General features: G+C 60.9%; 13 protein-coding genes. 10 read left to right on the top strand and 3 right to left on the bottom strand.

Going from position 1 to position 12998, the window contains the following annotated elements; genetic code table 11:
- Positions 1 to 150: 150 nt before the first annotated feature.
- From ffh to rplS, 5 genes are all read left to right on the top strand, one after another.
- Positions 151 to 1524: a signal recognition particle protein gene (gene ffh, locus B2D37_RS12330; RefSeq protein WP_079202960.1), complete on the top strand. Its 1374-nt coding sequence runs from the start codon at positions 151 to 153 to the stop codon at positions 1522 to 1524.
- Between the two features lie 192 nt (positions 1525 to 1716).
- Positions 1717 to 1968 carry a 30S ribosomal protein S16 gene (gene rpsP, locus B2D37_RS12325; protein WP_079202959.1) on the top strand — a complete coding sequence of 84 codons (252 nt, stop codon included), beginning with the start codon at positions 1717 to 1719 and terminating at the stop codon, positions 1966 to 1968.
- Positions 1969 to 1976: 8 nt separating this feature from the next.
- On the top strand, positions 1977 to 2513 hold the full coding sequence (rimM, locus tag B2D37_RS12320; protein WP_079202958.1) for a ribosome maturation factor RimM: 537 nt from the start codon (positions 1977 to 1979) through the stop codon (positions 2511 to 2513).
- Positions 2514 to 2518: 5 nt separating this feature from the next.
- Positions 2519 to 3271: a tRNA (guanosine(37)-N1)-methyltransferase TrmD gene (gene trmD / locus B2D37_RS12315; protein WP_079202957.1), complete on the top strand. Its 753-nt coding sequence runs from the start codon at positions 2519 to 2521 to the stop codon at positions 3269 to 3271.
- 42 nt (positions 3272 to 3313) lie between these two features.
- Positions 3314 to 3664 carry a 50S ribosomal protein L19 gene (gene rplS, locus B2D37_RS12310; RefSeq protein WP_079202956.1) on the top strand — a complete coding sequence of 117 codons (351 nt, stop codon included), beginning with the start codon at positions 3314 to 3316 and terminating at the stop codon, positions 3662 to 3664.
- Positions 3665 to 4146: 482 nt separating this feature from the next.
- On the opposite strand, the gene B2D37_RS12305 is transcribed toward rplS, so the two are convergent.
- Complete coding sequence (locus tag B2D37_RS12305; protein WP_079202955.1) at positions 4147 to 5988, bottom strand: sodium:proton antiporter; 1842 nt, start codon at positions 5986 to 5988, stop codon at positions 4147 to 4149.
- A gap of 87 nt (positions 5989 to 6075) precedes the next feature.
- Here B2D37_RS12305 and xerD point away from each other — a divergent pair, with 87 nt between their 5' ends.
- From xerD to thrC, 4 genes are all read left to right on the top strand, one after another.
- Complete coding sequence (gene xerD / locus B2D37_RS12300) at positions 6076 to 6972, top strand: site-specific tyrosine recombinase XerD (protein ID WP_079202954.1); 897 nt, start codon at positions 6076 to 6078, stop codon at positions 6970 to 6972.
- A 92-nt stretch (positions 6973 to 7064) separates the two neighbouring features.
- Positions 7065 to 7790 (top strand): thioredoxin fold domain-containing protein, encoded by a 726-nt coding sequence (locus B2D37_RS12295; protein WP_079202953.1) that lies wholly within the window; start codon positions 7065 to 7067, stop codon positions 7788 to 7790.
- Between the two features lie 119 nt (positions 7791 to 7909).
- Positions 7910 to 9214 (top strand): homoserine dehydrogenase, encoded by a 1305-nt coding sequence (locus B2D37_RS12290; protein WP_079202952.1) that lies wholly within the window; start codon positions 7910 to 7912, stop codon positions 9212 to 9214.
- 80 nt (positions 9215 to 9294) lie between these two features.
- Positions 9295 to 10719, top strand: coding sequence for a threonine synthase (gene thrC / locus B2D37_RS12285; RefSeq protein WP_079202951.1), 1425 nt, complete (start codon positions 9295 to 9297; stop codon positions 10717 to 10719).
- An 82-nt stretch (positions 10720 to 10801) separates the two neighbouring features.
- On the opposite strand, the gene B2D37_RS12280 is transcribed toward thrC, so the two are convergent.
- The gene (locus B2D37_RS12280; protein ID WP_079202950.1) at positions 10802 to 11065 is read right to left on the bottom strand and encodes a hypothetical protein; all 264 of its coding nucleotides are present in this window, start codon (positions 11063 to 11065) and stop codon (positions 10802 to 10804) included.
- Positions 11066 to 11085: 20 nt separating this feature from the next.
- Entirely contained in the window at positions 11086 to 12285 is a 1200-nt protein-coding gene (locus tag B2D37_RS12275) for a CaiB/BaiF CoA-transferase family protein (protein ID WP_079202949.1), read from the bottom strand.
- 97 nt (positions 12286 to 12382) lie between these two features.
- On the opposite strand from B2D37_RS12275, the gene B2D37_RS12270 reads away from it, so the two are divergent.
- Positions 12383 to 12922, top strand: a complete 540-nt coding sequence (locus B2D37_RS12270) for a YaeQ family protein (protein ID WP_079202948.1) — start codon at positions 12383 to 12385, stop codon at positions 12920 to 12922.
- Positions 12923 to 12998 lie beyond the last annotated feature (76 nt).

Genomic DNA, 12998 nt, shown 5'->3' with positions numbered 1-12998 from the left:
TGTTAGGCGAGCCCGAAAGGCGCTGAGTGTGGCATACAACGAGCATTTCACGAAAGACCGCTGACAGTGTCGGTGGGTGGGAGTCTCCGATATAATCGCCGGTCTGTTGCAAGCCCACCCTCGGCTCGAAAGGGCCTGAAAGGAACGTGCATGTTCGAAAATCTGACTGATCGCCTCTCGCAGACGCTGCGCAATGTCACTGGCAAAGCCCGGCTGACAGAAGACAATATCAAGGACACCTTGCGCGAAGTGCGCATGGCGTTGCTCGAAGCTGACGTCGCGCTGCCGGTGGTCAAGGACTTCGTCGGCAAGGTCAAAGACCGTGCGGTCGGTACCGAGGTGTCGAAAAGCCTGACGCCGGGTCAGGCTTTCGTGAAGATCGTGCGTGCCGAACTGGAAGCGCTGATGGGCGCGGCCAACGAAGATCTGGCGCTGAATGCCGTGCCGCCCGCCGTGGTGCTGATGGCGGGTCTGCAGGGCGCCGGTAAAACCACCACGGTCGGCAAGCTGGCGCGCTTTCTCAAGGAGCGCAAGAAGAAGACCGTCATGGTCGTGTCCGCCGACGTTTACCGTCCCGCGGCAATCAAACAGTTGGAAACCCTGGCTGCCGAGGTCGGGGTGACCTTCTTTCCCTCGGACCTCAGTCAGAAACCGGTGGCGATTGCCGAGGCGGCAATCAAGGAAGCCAGGCTCAAATTCATCGATGTGGTGATCGTCGATACCGCCGGTCGCCTGGCCATCGATGCCGAAATGATGGCGGAGATTCAGGCGCTGCATGCGGCGATCAAACCGGCCGAGACCTTGTTCGTGGTCGATGCGATGACCGGTCAGGATGCTGCCAATACCGCCAAGGCCTTCGGTGATGCGTTGCCGCTGACCGGCGTGGTGTTGACCAAGGTCGATGGTGATGCGCGTGGTGGTGCAGCCTTGTCGGTGCGGCATATCACCGGCAAGCCGATCAAGTTTATCGGTATGGGCGAGAAGAGTGATGCGCTGGAGCCGTTCCATCCGGATCGTATCGCTTCGCGCATCCTCGGCATGGGCGATGTACTCAGCCTGATCGAGCAGGCCGAGCAGACCCTCGACCGCGAGAAAGCCGACAAGCTGACCAAGAAGCTGAAGAAGGGCAAGGGCTTCGATCTCGAAGACTTCCGTGACCAGTTGCAGCAGATGAAGAGCATGGGCGGCCTCGGCGGCCTGATGGACAAGTTGCCGCAGATGGGTGGCGTCAACCCGGCGCAGATGGGTAACGCCCAGGGTGCGGCCGAGAAGCAGTTCAAGCAGATGGAGGCCATCATCAATTCGATGACCCCGGGCGAACGACGTGATCCTGAAGTCATCAGCGGTTCGCGCAAGCGGCGTATCGCCATGGGCTCCGGGACTCAGGTGCAGGATATCGGTCGCCTGATCAAGCAGCACAAGCAGATGCAGAAGATGATGAAGAAATTCACAGCCAAGGGCGGTATGGCCAAGATGATGCGTGGCATGGGCGGTATGATGCCGGGCGGTATGCCGAAGATGTAGCTGTGAGTAACACGCTGCAGGTAGCAAGCTCATGCTTGAGGCTTGTAGTGGTCCTTTTATGAAGCCTTTTCCGTCTTTCGGAAAAAGACTTTGCAAAAGTAGCGATAATCCTTAGAATATGCGGCCTTTCGGGCCTCGTGCCCTATGCATGCATTTTTAGTTTTGCAGCACCGACTACAGGAAAGAAGTTCAATGGTAACCATCCGTCTTGCCCGTGGCGGCTCCAAAAAGCGCCCGTTTTACCACCTCACCGTGACCAACAGCCGCAATCCGCGCGATGGTCGTTTCGTTGAGCGTATTGGTTTCTTCAACCCGGTTGCTTCGGGTGCCGAAATCAAGCTGTCCATCGACCAAGAGCGTGCCACTTACTGGCTCGGTCAGGGTGCACAGCCGTCTGAGCGTGTTGCTCAGCTGCTCAAGGAAGCTGCCAAGGCTGCTGCCTAAGCAACCTTATGAGCATGAAGCCAGCCCCCGCCGAGGACTTAGTGGTTCTTGGCAAGATAGTTTCGGTGCATGGCATAAAAGGTGAGGTGAAGGTTTTTTCCTTTACTGATCCTTTGACCAACGTGCTCGATTACCCTCGCTGGACGCTCAGGCGTGACAACGAGGTGAAACAAGTCGAAGTGGCCAGTGGCCGCCTGCAAGGCAAGGTTCTGGTAGCAAGGCTCAAGGGTCTCGATGATCGCGAGGTAGCGCGTACCTTCGCCGGTTTCGAGATTAGTGTGCCGCGCAGCCAATTGCCTGATCTGAGCGAAGGCGAGTTCTACTGGTATCAGTTGGAAGGTCTCAAGGTTATCGATCAGGCAGGGCAGTTGCTCGGCAAGATCGAGCAGTTATTCGAGACCGGTGCCAACGATGTGATTGTGGTCAAACCCTGCACCGACAGCCTGGATGATCGTGAACGCCTGTTGCCCTATACGGAGCAATGCGTGTTGTCGATTGACCTTGGTGCTGGCGAAATGCGGGTCGACTGGGATGCGGACTTCTAAGCCTGATGCCAAATCTGCGCGTTGAAGTCATTACGCTGTTCCCGGAAATGTTTACCGCAATCAGCGATTACGGCATCACCAGCCGTGCGGTGAAACAGGGCTTGTTGCAATTGACCTGTTGGAACCCGCGGAGCTACACCGCAGACCGCCATCACACTGTTGATGATCGGCCTTTCGGTGGCGGTCCGGGCATGGTGATGAAGATCAAGCCGCTTGAGGATGCCTTGCTCGATGCCAGGCAGGCCGCAGGTGTAAAAGCGAAGGTGATTTACCTCTCGCCGCAGGGTCGTCAGCTGACGCAGTCAGCCGTACGCGAACTGGCCAACGAGGAGGCTTTGATCCTCATTGCCGGGCGCTACGAAGGTGTCGATGAGCGTTTCATTGAAACGCATGTCGATGAAGAATGGTCGATTGGGGATTACGTCCTGTCTGGCGGTGAGCTGCCGGCCATGGTGCTGATCGATGCGGTGACGCGCCTTTTGCCTGGTGCATTGGGTCATGCAAGTTCGGCCGAGGAGGATTCCTTTACGGATGGCCTGCTCGACTGCCCGCATTACACTCGTCCGGAGGTGTATGCGGATAAGCGTGTTCCTGAGGTGCTGCTCGGCGGCAACCACGAACACATCCGGCGCTGGCGTTTACAGCAGTCCCTCGGTCGGACCTGGGAACGCCGTGTCGATCTTCTGGATAGCCGCTCGCTTTCTGGAGAAGAGAAAAAGCTGCTGGAGGAATACATCCGCCAGCGGGACGATAGTTAATGTATCGATGACCGGCCAGACGGCTTGTCTTAGGAGCGCAGCATGACCAACAAGATCATTCAGCAAATCGAAGCTGAGCAGATGGGCAAAGTAGTCCCTCCCTTCTCCCCGGGTGACACCATTGTCGTCCAGGTAAAAGTGAAGGAAGGCGACCGTGAGCGTCTGCAGGCATTCGAAGGCGTGGTAATCGCCAAGCGTAACCGTGGTCTGAACAGTGCCTTCACTGTGCGCAAGATCTCCAACGGTGTTGGCGTAGAGCGTACTTTCCAGACCTACAGCCCGCTGGTTGACAGCCTGGCCGTCAAGCGTCGCGGCGACGTGCGTAAAGCCAAGCTTTACTACCTGCGTGACCTGTCCGGTAAGGCAGCACGTATCAAGGAAAAATTGGGCTAAGCCTCAGCTTCCTTATGAAAAGCAGCCTTCGGGCTGCTTTTTGCGTTTATGGGGCGGGCTGGACGCTGAGTGTTGCCTGGTCTGGGCCCCGATAAGCTGCCCGTCTGGCAGGGCGGCCATCCTCAAGAAGCTACGCAGTGCTGTGGCTGCTGCGGCCATTGATTCAGGTCGTAATGGCAGGCCAGCGGGAGAGCAAGAAGTTCGGCAAGGCGGTAATGACTCGGCTGGAAGAGGTGTCGGTCATTGTTGCGACGCGTAGTTATCCGGTTGCCACTGGTAGCGCTGATATCCGGTAGTGCCGTCTTCTAGCGCTCGGTCGGCTCGGTTGTGGGGCTGCCAAGAGACTTCCGGTTGCCGAGTACCTGATGAGTGGATCATCCGAGGTGTTCTGCTCATGCCCGTATAGCTCAGTATCTGGCCGAAGCGTGAATACGCCAGCTTCGGTTGCTCACCCAGTCAGGTCCGGTTGATTCGAGCGTTGCTCATGTTGTCTGCAGGCTATTTTGCTCCGCGCCGGCGGTGCTGGCCGTTTGCGTTTCGATGAGTGATACCAGGGTCCAGCCGGTCTGCGGTTGCAAGTTGTGGCCTGAAGTTGCCACATGCACCCAGCCTTCACGGTCGCGAGCGAACAGTAGGGTGGCGCGCGTGCCATGCAGAGCCTGGTAATCGCTCCAGCCGAAGCCGTCGGTCAAGGTTGTGTTGTACAGTTCGGCGCCGTGGGACAGGCGACTGGCTGCATGAGGATAGGTCAGGGGCTGACTGCCCAGCGGTCGGCCGCGGTGTTCGTCGCTGGCGCGGTGCTTGTCGCTGCGGCGACTTTCCTGGCCGCTTGCCAGGCTGAACAAGCGCGTGGCGCCGAACTCATGGCGGAAGCGCATGCTCGCCAGGGTGTTCAGTTCGCCGGCCGGCGATAGCGCCAGCAAGTGGCCGAGGCCGACCAGATCCAAGTGCGCCTCGGCATGTTGTGAGGCGGGGTTGCCGAAATAGGTCGGCAGGTTCTCCATGCGCGCGGCACGAATGTTTTCCCAGCTTGAGTCGGTGAGCAGTACCCGACAGTTGAGTTGTTGCAGGGCCTTGCCAATCGCCCGGGCGACTGAATTGGCGCCAACGATGAGAAAGCCGCTGGGCGATGGTTCGGCCACCTTGAGCAGGGTTGCCAGTGGGCGGGCGGTGGCGCTCTGTAGCACCACGGTGCCGATGATGACTGCAAACGTCAGGGGCACCAGAAGCTGGGCGCCGTCGTGGCCGGACTCGCTCAGGCGGATGGCGAAGGTCGCCGAGACCGCTGCGGCGACTATGCCGCGCGGGGATATCCAGGCGAGCAGGGCGCGTTCGCGCCAGTTGAGGCTGGAGCCAAAGGTCGACAGCGCCACGCTGAGCGGGCGAGCAACGAACTGAATGACGGCAAGCAGCAGCAAAACTGCCGGTCCCATTGCGAGCAGAGCGCTGAGGTCCAGGCGCGCGGCGAGCAGAATGAACAGGCCGGAAATCAGCAGCACGCTGAGGTTTTCCTTGAAGTGGAGGATGTGCCGGACGTCCACGCCCTTCATATTGGCCAGCCACATGCCCATCAGGGTGACCGCGAGCAGGCCGGACTCGTGCATGACCTGGTTGGCGCCAATGAAAACCCCGAGGACGGTAGCCAGTACGGCGAGGTTGTGTAGGTAGTCTGGCAGCCATTGCCGCCGCAGTACTTGTCCGAGTGCCCAGCCACCGGCCACGCCGAACAGGCTGCCGCAGAAGATCACCCCGGCGAAGGTGCCTAGGCCATGATTCCAGCCATCGCCGTCACTGCTGGCAATAATGAAGCTGTAAACGACTACGGCAAGTAGCGCGCCAATTGGGTCGATGACAATGCCTTCCCAGCGCAGGATGTTCGACACTGAGGCTTTCGGGCGCACCACGCGCAGCATCGGCACTATCACCGTGGGCCCGGTGACCAGGGTCAGGGTGCCGAACAGCAGGGCCATGTCCCAGGAAAAGTCGAGCAGGTAGTGGGTCGCGATGGCGATAGTCGCCCAGGTGGTCAGTGCGCCAACTGTTACCAAGCGTCTGACCACGCTGCCGATTTCGCGCCATTCAGACAAGTGCAGGGTCAGGCTGCCTTCGAACAAGATCAGCGCCACGGCCATCGAGACCATGGGAAATAGCAGTGGGCCGAACAGTGCCTGTGGGTCAAGCCAGCCGAGAATCGGCCCCGCGAGTATGCCGCTGATCAGCAAAAACAGAATCGCCGGCAGGCGCAGGCGCCAGGCCAGCCACTGACAGACGAGGGCGGTTGCGCCGATAGCCGTGAAGGCCAGGAGAATTTGTTGCTCGTCCATCGCTGATCCTTGTGCGCACACTACTAGTCGGGGATGACCAGGCTGTGAAAGACTAACCCGCTTTCAATTGCCGCCATAGCCCCCCCCATGCCCGCTATCGATCACCCGCTGATTGACCGTTTTCTCGATGCCCTGTGGCTGGAGAAGGGCTTGTCCGTGCATACAAGGGCTGCTTATCGCAGCGATCTGGCGTTGTTCAATGGTTGGTTGCAGGCGCGTGATCTGGAATTGCCCAGCGCCGGCCGTGAGTTGATTCTCGATCACCTGGCCTGGCGCTTGAACGAAGGTTACAAGGCTCGCTCCACGGCGCGGCTGATCTCGGGGTTGCGCGGCTTTTATCGCTTCTTGTTGCGAGAAGGGCTGATTGGCACCGATCCGACCCTGCAGGTCGACTTGCCACAGCTCGGCAGGTTGTTGCCAAAATCCCTCTCGGAGGCGGATGTCGAGGCACTGCTGGCGGCGCCGGACTTGGATGACCCGATCGGTCTGCGCGATCGTGCCATGCTCGAGGTGCTCTATGCCTGCGGCTTGCGGGTCAGCGAGCTGATCGGCCTGACCCTGGAGCAGGTCAATCTGCGTCAGGGCGTGCTGCGGGTGTTCGGCAAGGGCAGCAAGGAGCGTCTGGTGCCGCTGGGCGAAGAGGCGATCCTGTGGATCGAGCGCTACAGCAAGGAGGCGCGACCGTTATTGCTGGGCGGCAAGCCCAGTGACGTGCTGTTTCCCAGCTTGCGTGGCGAGCAAATGACCCGGCAAACCTTCTGGCATCGAATCAAGCTGCAGGCCAGGGTGGCAGGTATTGCCAAGAGCCTGTCGCCGCACACCCTGCGTCATGCGTTTGCTACCCATCTGCTCAATCATGGCGCCGATCTGCGGGTGGTGCAGATGTTGCTGGGGCACAGCGATCTGTCGACCACGCAGATTTATACCCATATCGCTCGAGCGCGCCTGCAGGAGTTGCATGCCCAACACCACCCAAGGGGCTGAGGTGGCCGTCCGACCTGCTGTGGTCTGCCTTTGCGGGCATCTATGGTAGGCTGTTGCAACCTTCGTTTGTCCTACGCTCGTTAGGAGTATCCATGCGCGTGACCCGTATTTTTGCAGCCGTGGCCCTCGGCTTGGCCAGCAGTTTGAGCCTGGCCGCCGACCCTGATCAGGTGATCCGCCAGAGCCTGCAGGCTATCCAGCCAGACCTGCCAATCGAAGCGATTGCCGAGAGTCAGATGCCCGGTCTGTATCAGATTCAGCTCAAGGGCGGCCGCCAGTTGTACGCCAGCGCCGACGGCCAGTTCCTCATGCAGGGCTATCTGTTCCAAATCAAGGGCGGCAAGGCGGTCAACCTGACCGAGCAGCATGAAACCCAGGCTATTGGTAAAGAAATCAACGGCATTCCGACCAAGGAAATGGTGATCTTCGCCGCCGAGCCGGCCAAGACCCACATCACCGTGTTCACCGACACCGATTGCGGTTACTGCCAGAAGCTGCACAGCGAAGTCCCGGAACTCAATCGCCTGGGCGTCGAAGTGCGTTACGTGGCGTTTCCGCGCCAGGGGTTGGAAAGTCCGGCCTATAAGGAACTGGTCAGTGTCTGGTGCGCCAAGGACCGCCAGGCGGCGATGAACCTGGCCAAGACGCGCCAGGAGGTACCCGCTGCCGAATGTGACAATCCGGTGGCCAAGCAGTACGCCCTGGGGCAGATGATCGGGGTCAATGGCACGCCGGCGATCGTCTTGGCCAATGGCAAGTTGATACCCGGTTACCAGCCAGCGGCGCAATTGTCCAAGCTGGCGCTCGAAGCCGAGTGATTGTGGGCCTCGGCCCGATTGACTAATAAACAGCCGCTTCGTAAGGTGCGGCTCTTTTTTCTTTTCTGCGGCCGGAGCTAGCTCCGGCCGTTTTACGCAGTGCAGATGGGGAGTTCAGTGTGAAACCGGTCAAAGTAGGCATCTGTGGGCTAGGTACCGTCGGTGGCGGTACCTTCAACGTGCTCAAGCGCAACGCCGAGGAAATCGCGCGGCGTGCCGGGCGTGACATTGAAGTGGCGCAAATTGCGCTGCGTTCGCAGAACCCGCAGTGCGACATTACCGGTACCCCCATTACCCACGATGTCTTCGAGCTGGTGAACAACCCCGAGATCGAGATCGTCATCGAGCTGATCGGCGGCTATACGCTGGCCCGTGAGCTGGTGCTCAAGGCCATCGACAACGGCAAGCACGTGGTCACCGCAAACAAGGCGCTGATCGCCGTACATGGCAATGAGATCTTCGCCCGGGCGCGCGAGAAGGGCGTGATAGTCGCGTTCGAGGCTGCGGTGGCGGGTGGCATCCCGGTGATCAAGGCGATTCGCGAGGGGCTGGCAGCCAATCGCATCAACTGGTTGGCCGGGATCATCAACGGCACCGGCAACTTCATCCTCAGCGAAATGCGCGAGAAGGGCCGGGCGTTCGACGACGTGCTCAAAGAAGCCCAGGCCTTGGGGTATGCCGAAGCCGATCCGACTTTCGACGTCGAAGGCATCGATGCGGCGCACAAGCTGACCATCCTCGCCTCCATCGCCTTCGGCATTCCGCTGCAATTCGACAAGGCCTACACCGAAGGCATCACCAAGCTGACCACGGCTGACGTGGGCTATGCCGAAGCCCTGGGTTATCGCATCAAGCACCTGGGCGTGGCGCGTCGCACCGAGGCCGGTATCGAATTGCGGGTGCACCCGACATTGATCCCGGCCGATCGTCTGATCGCCAACGTCAATGGCGTGATGAACGCTGTGATGGTCAATGGCGACGCGGCGGGCTCGAGCCTGTATTACGGTGCTGGCGCCGGCATGGAGCCGACCGCTTCCTCGGTCATCGCCGACCTGGTCGACGTGGTGCGCGCCCTGACCACCGACCCGACAAATCGTGTGCCGCACCTGGCCTTCCAGCCGGATTCGTTGTCCGATCACCCGATTCTGCCGATCGCGGCGTGCGAGAGCGCCTACTACCTGCGCATTCAGGCCAAGGATCATCCCGGCGTGCTGGCTCAGGTGGCGAGCATCCTGTCGCAGCGCGGGATCAACATCGAGTCGATCATGCAGAAGGAAGTCGAAGAGCACGACGGCCTGGTGCCGATGATTCTGGTGACCCACCGGGTGGTCGAGGCGCGTATCGACGAGGCGCTGGCCGCCTTGGAAGCGCTGGACGATGTCGTTGGCAAAGTCATGCGCATCCGCGTCGAACAGTTGAACTAACCAGCAGCAGACCGCACGCGCAGCAGGCGCGTGCGGCTTACCGCTTGAAGCTTGCAGCTCAAACCGAAGGTTTGCCAAACATGCGCTATATCAGTACCCGCGGCCAGGCACCGGCCCTGAATTTCGAAGACGTTCTGCTGGCTGGCCTGGCCAGTGATGGTGGTCTCTACGTACCGGAAAACCTGCCACGCTTTACTCAGGAAGAAATCGCCTCCTGGGCCGGCTTGCCCTACCACGAGCTGGCCTTCCGGGTGATGCGGCCGTTCGTGACCGGCAGCATTCCGGATGCCGATTTCAAGAAAATCCTCGAGGAGACCTACGCGGCCGGCCCAGATGGTGTGTTCGCCCACGGCGCAGTGGCGCCACTGCGTCAGCTGAATGGCAACGAGTGGGTGCTCGAACTGTTCCACGGCCCGACCCTGGCGTTCAAGGACTTCGCCCTGCAGTTACTCGGTCGTTTGCTCGACTATGTGCTGGCCAAGCGCAACGAGCGCGTGGTGATCATGGGAGCCACCTCGGGTGACACCGGTTCGGCGGCCATCGAAGGCTGCAAGGCCTGCGACAACGTCGACATCTTCATCCTCCATCCGCACAACCGGGTGTCCGAAGTGCAGCGCCGGCAGATGACCACCATTCTCGGCGAGAACATCCACAACATCGCCGTGGAAGGCAACTTCGACGACTGCCAGGAGATGGTCAAGGATAGCTTCGCCGACCAGAGCTTCCTCAAAGGCACGCGTCTGGTGGCGGTCAACTCGATCAACTGGGCGCGGATCATGGCCCAGATCGTCTACTACTTTCACGCCGCCCTGCAGCTCGGCGGCCCGGCGCGCTCCATTGCGTTCTCGGTGCCGACTGGCAACTTCGGCGATATCTTCGCCGGCTACCTGGCGCGCAACATGGGCCTGCCGATCAGCCAGCTGATCGTCGCGACCAACCGCAACGACATCCTCCATCGCTTCATGAGCGGCAATCAGTACGTCAAGGGCGACCTGTACCCGACACTGTCGCCGTCCATGGACATCATGGTTTCGTCGAACTTCGAACGCCTGCTGTTCGACCTGCACGGGCGCAACGGTGCGGCGATTGCCGGGCTGATGAGCAACTTCAAACAGGGTGGCGGTTTCAGCGTGGAAGAAGAGCGTTGGACCGAGGCGCGCAAGTTGTTCGACTCCTTGGCGGTAGACGACCAGGCGACCTGCGAAACCATCGCCGACGTGTTCGCCGAGTGCGGCGAGCTGCTCGATCCGCACACCGCCATCGGCGTGCGTGCGGCCCGTGAATGTCGGCGCAGTCTGGCCACGCCCATGGTTATCCTGGGGACTGCACACCCGGTGAAGTTCCCCGAGGCGGTGGAGCAGGCCGGCGTCGGCCAGGCCCCAGCGTTGCCGCCGCATCTGGCTGATCTGTTCGAGCGCGAAGAACGCTGCACGGTGCTGGCCAATGACCTGAAAACGGTGCAGGGCTTCGTCACCCAGCACGGCAACCGCGGCAAGCCACTGTAACGGCGCGCGCGATTGGGCCAAGGCCGGTCACCGCAAGGTGCCGGCCTTTTTCGTCGGCGTGAGATCTCGGCGCGCTGCTGTCTCAGCCGGCCAGCAGCAAGTAGGTCAGCGCCATGAGCACGATCAGGCCCAGCCAGATCAGGGCGTTGAGCTTGCTGTGGATCAGTATTCCAGGGCCGCGCAGGCGGATCTGCGGGTTTTCCTCCAGGTAGCGGTTGATCCGTTTTTCGGCTTCTTGCGCGCTTATCCCCTGGCGTACCTGCAGCAGTTCGATGGCCTCCTCGCGCCTGTCCTGGCGCAAAACCAGCAGCACGTCCTCGGGCAGTGAGGGTTCATCGGCAAGCATGGCTCTGCTCCTAGGCTGATTCAGATGGCGCCGTTGCGGCGCAGTTCGGTAACAGTTGCATGGCTATAGCCTAGCGCAGCGAGGATCTGCTCGGTGTGTTCGCCCAGTTGCGGGCCTGTCCACTCGACGCCGCCCGGGGTGTCGGACAGCTTGGGCACGATGCCGGGCATCTTGAATGGCGTGCCGTCCGGCAGCTTGGCGCTGAGGAGCATCTCGCGGGCGAGGTATTGCGGGTCGTTGAACATGTCCTCGGCGCTGAAGATGCGACTGGCCGGTACTTCGGCCTGGTTCAGCGTGGTCAGTACCTGCTCCAGCGGCAGTCCGCCGACCCAGCGGTCGATTACCCCGTACAGCTCGTCGCGGCGGGCGTCGCGGCCGTCGTTGCTGGCCAGGCTCGGGTCTTCGGCCAGGTCATGGCGGTCGATGGCCTGCATGAAGCGTTTGAAGATCGCATCGCCGTTGGCGCCGATCTGGATGTGCTTGCCATCGCTGCTGGAGTGGATCGAGGACGGCGTGATGCCGGGCATGATATTGCCGCTGCGCTCGCGAATGAAGCCGAACACGTCGAACTCCGGGACCATCGACTCCATCATGGCGAAGATCGCTTCATACAGCGCCACATCGACCACCTGGCCCTGGCCGCCGTTGACCTCGCGGTGACGCAGCGCCATCAGCGCACCGATCACGCCCCACAGGGCGGCAATCGAATCGCCGATGGAAATGCCGGTGCGCACCGGCGGCCGATCCTCGAAGCCGGTGATATAGCGCAGCCCGCCCATGGCTTCGCCCACCGCGCCGAAGCCCGGCTGATCCTTCATCGGCCCGCTCTGGCCAAAGCCGGACAGGCGCACCATCACCAGCTTGGGGTTGAGTGCATGCAGCACCTCCCAGCCCAGGCCGAGTTTTTCCAGCACCCCGGGGCGAAAGTTCTCGATCAGGATGTCGGCCTCGCCGAGCAGCTTCTTCAGCACTTCCAGGCCTTGCTCGTGCTTGAGGTTGAGGGTGATCGAGCGTTTGTTGCGCGCCTGCACGAACCACCACAGCGATGTTCCTTCGTAGAGCTTGCGCCACTTGCGCAAGGGATCGCCGCCATCGGGCGACTCGACCTTGATCACTTCAGCACCGAATTCGGCGCAGATACGCGCGGCGAAGGGGCCAGCAATCAGGCTGCCGAGTTCGATCACTTTCAGGCCGGTGAGGGGTTTGCTGGGCAGTTGCATGGCGCTTCCATCTATCAGGCGGTGGTCGTGACTCTAACGTGAGCGGGCGGCATCGGGTAGACTTGCGGGCTTATTTGCCCAGCCAAGAAGCCCGCCAATGGCCCTGCCGTCAACCACCTACAAGATCGATCTGAACCTTACCGACATCGACCGCAGCGTCTATCAAACCCTGCGCTTCACCGTGGCCAAGCACCCGTCGGAAACCGAAGAGCGCCTGGCCGCGCGGCTGATTGGCTATGCGTTGTTCTATGACGAGCAACTGGCTTTCGGCCGTGGCCTGTCGGACGTGGATGAGCCGGCGCTGTGGGAAAAGAGCCTGGACGACCGTGTGCTGCACTGGATCGAAGTCGGTCAGCCCGATAGCGATCGCATCACCTGGTGTTCGCGGCGCACCGAGAAGTTCAGCCTGGTGGCCTACGGCAACTTGCGCGTGTGGCAGGCCAAGGTGCTGGCGCCGGTGCGCAGCCTGAAGAACATCAACGTGGTGGCGCTGGATCAGGAGGCGCTGGCCAGTCTGGCGCTGGACATGCCGCGGGCGCTGAGCTGGAGCGTGATGATCAGCGACGGCGAGCTGTTCGTCACCGATGAGCGCGGTCAGCATGAAGTGCCGATCGAGTGGCTGATCGGCGAACGATAAAAGCTGTTTCAACGCTGTTGCGCTTGGTTATGCGGCGTTAAAAGCTGGCTAACCTGCGCTCACACCGCGTTGCGAA

This window comes from Pseudomonas sp. CC6-YY-74, assembly GCF_002025205.1.
GTDB lineage: Bacteria > Pseudomonadota > Gammaproteobacteria > Pseudomonadales > Pseudomonadaceae > Aquipseudomonas > Aquipseudomonas paeninsulae.
Note: the sequence above shows the minus strand (reverse complement) of the source record. Positions and strands in the feature narration are given on the sequence as shown.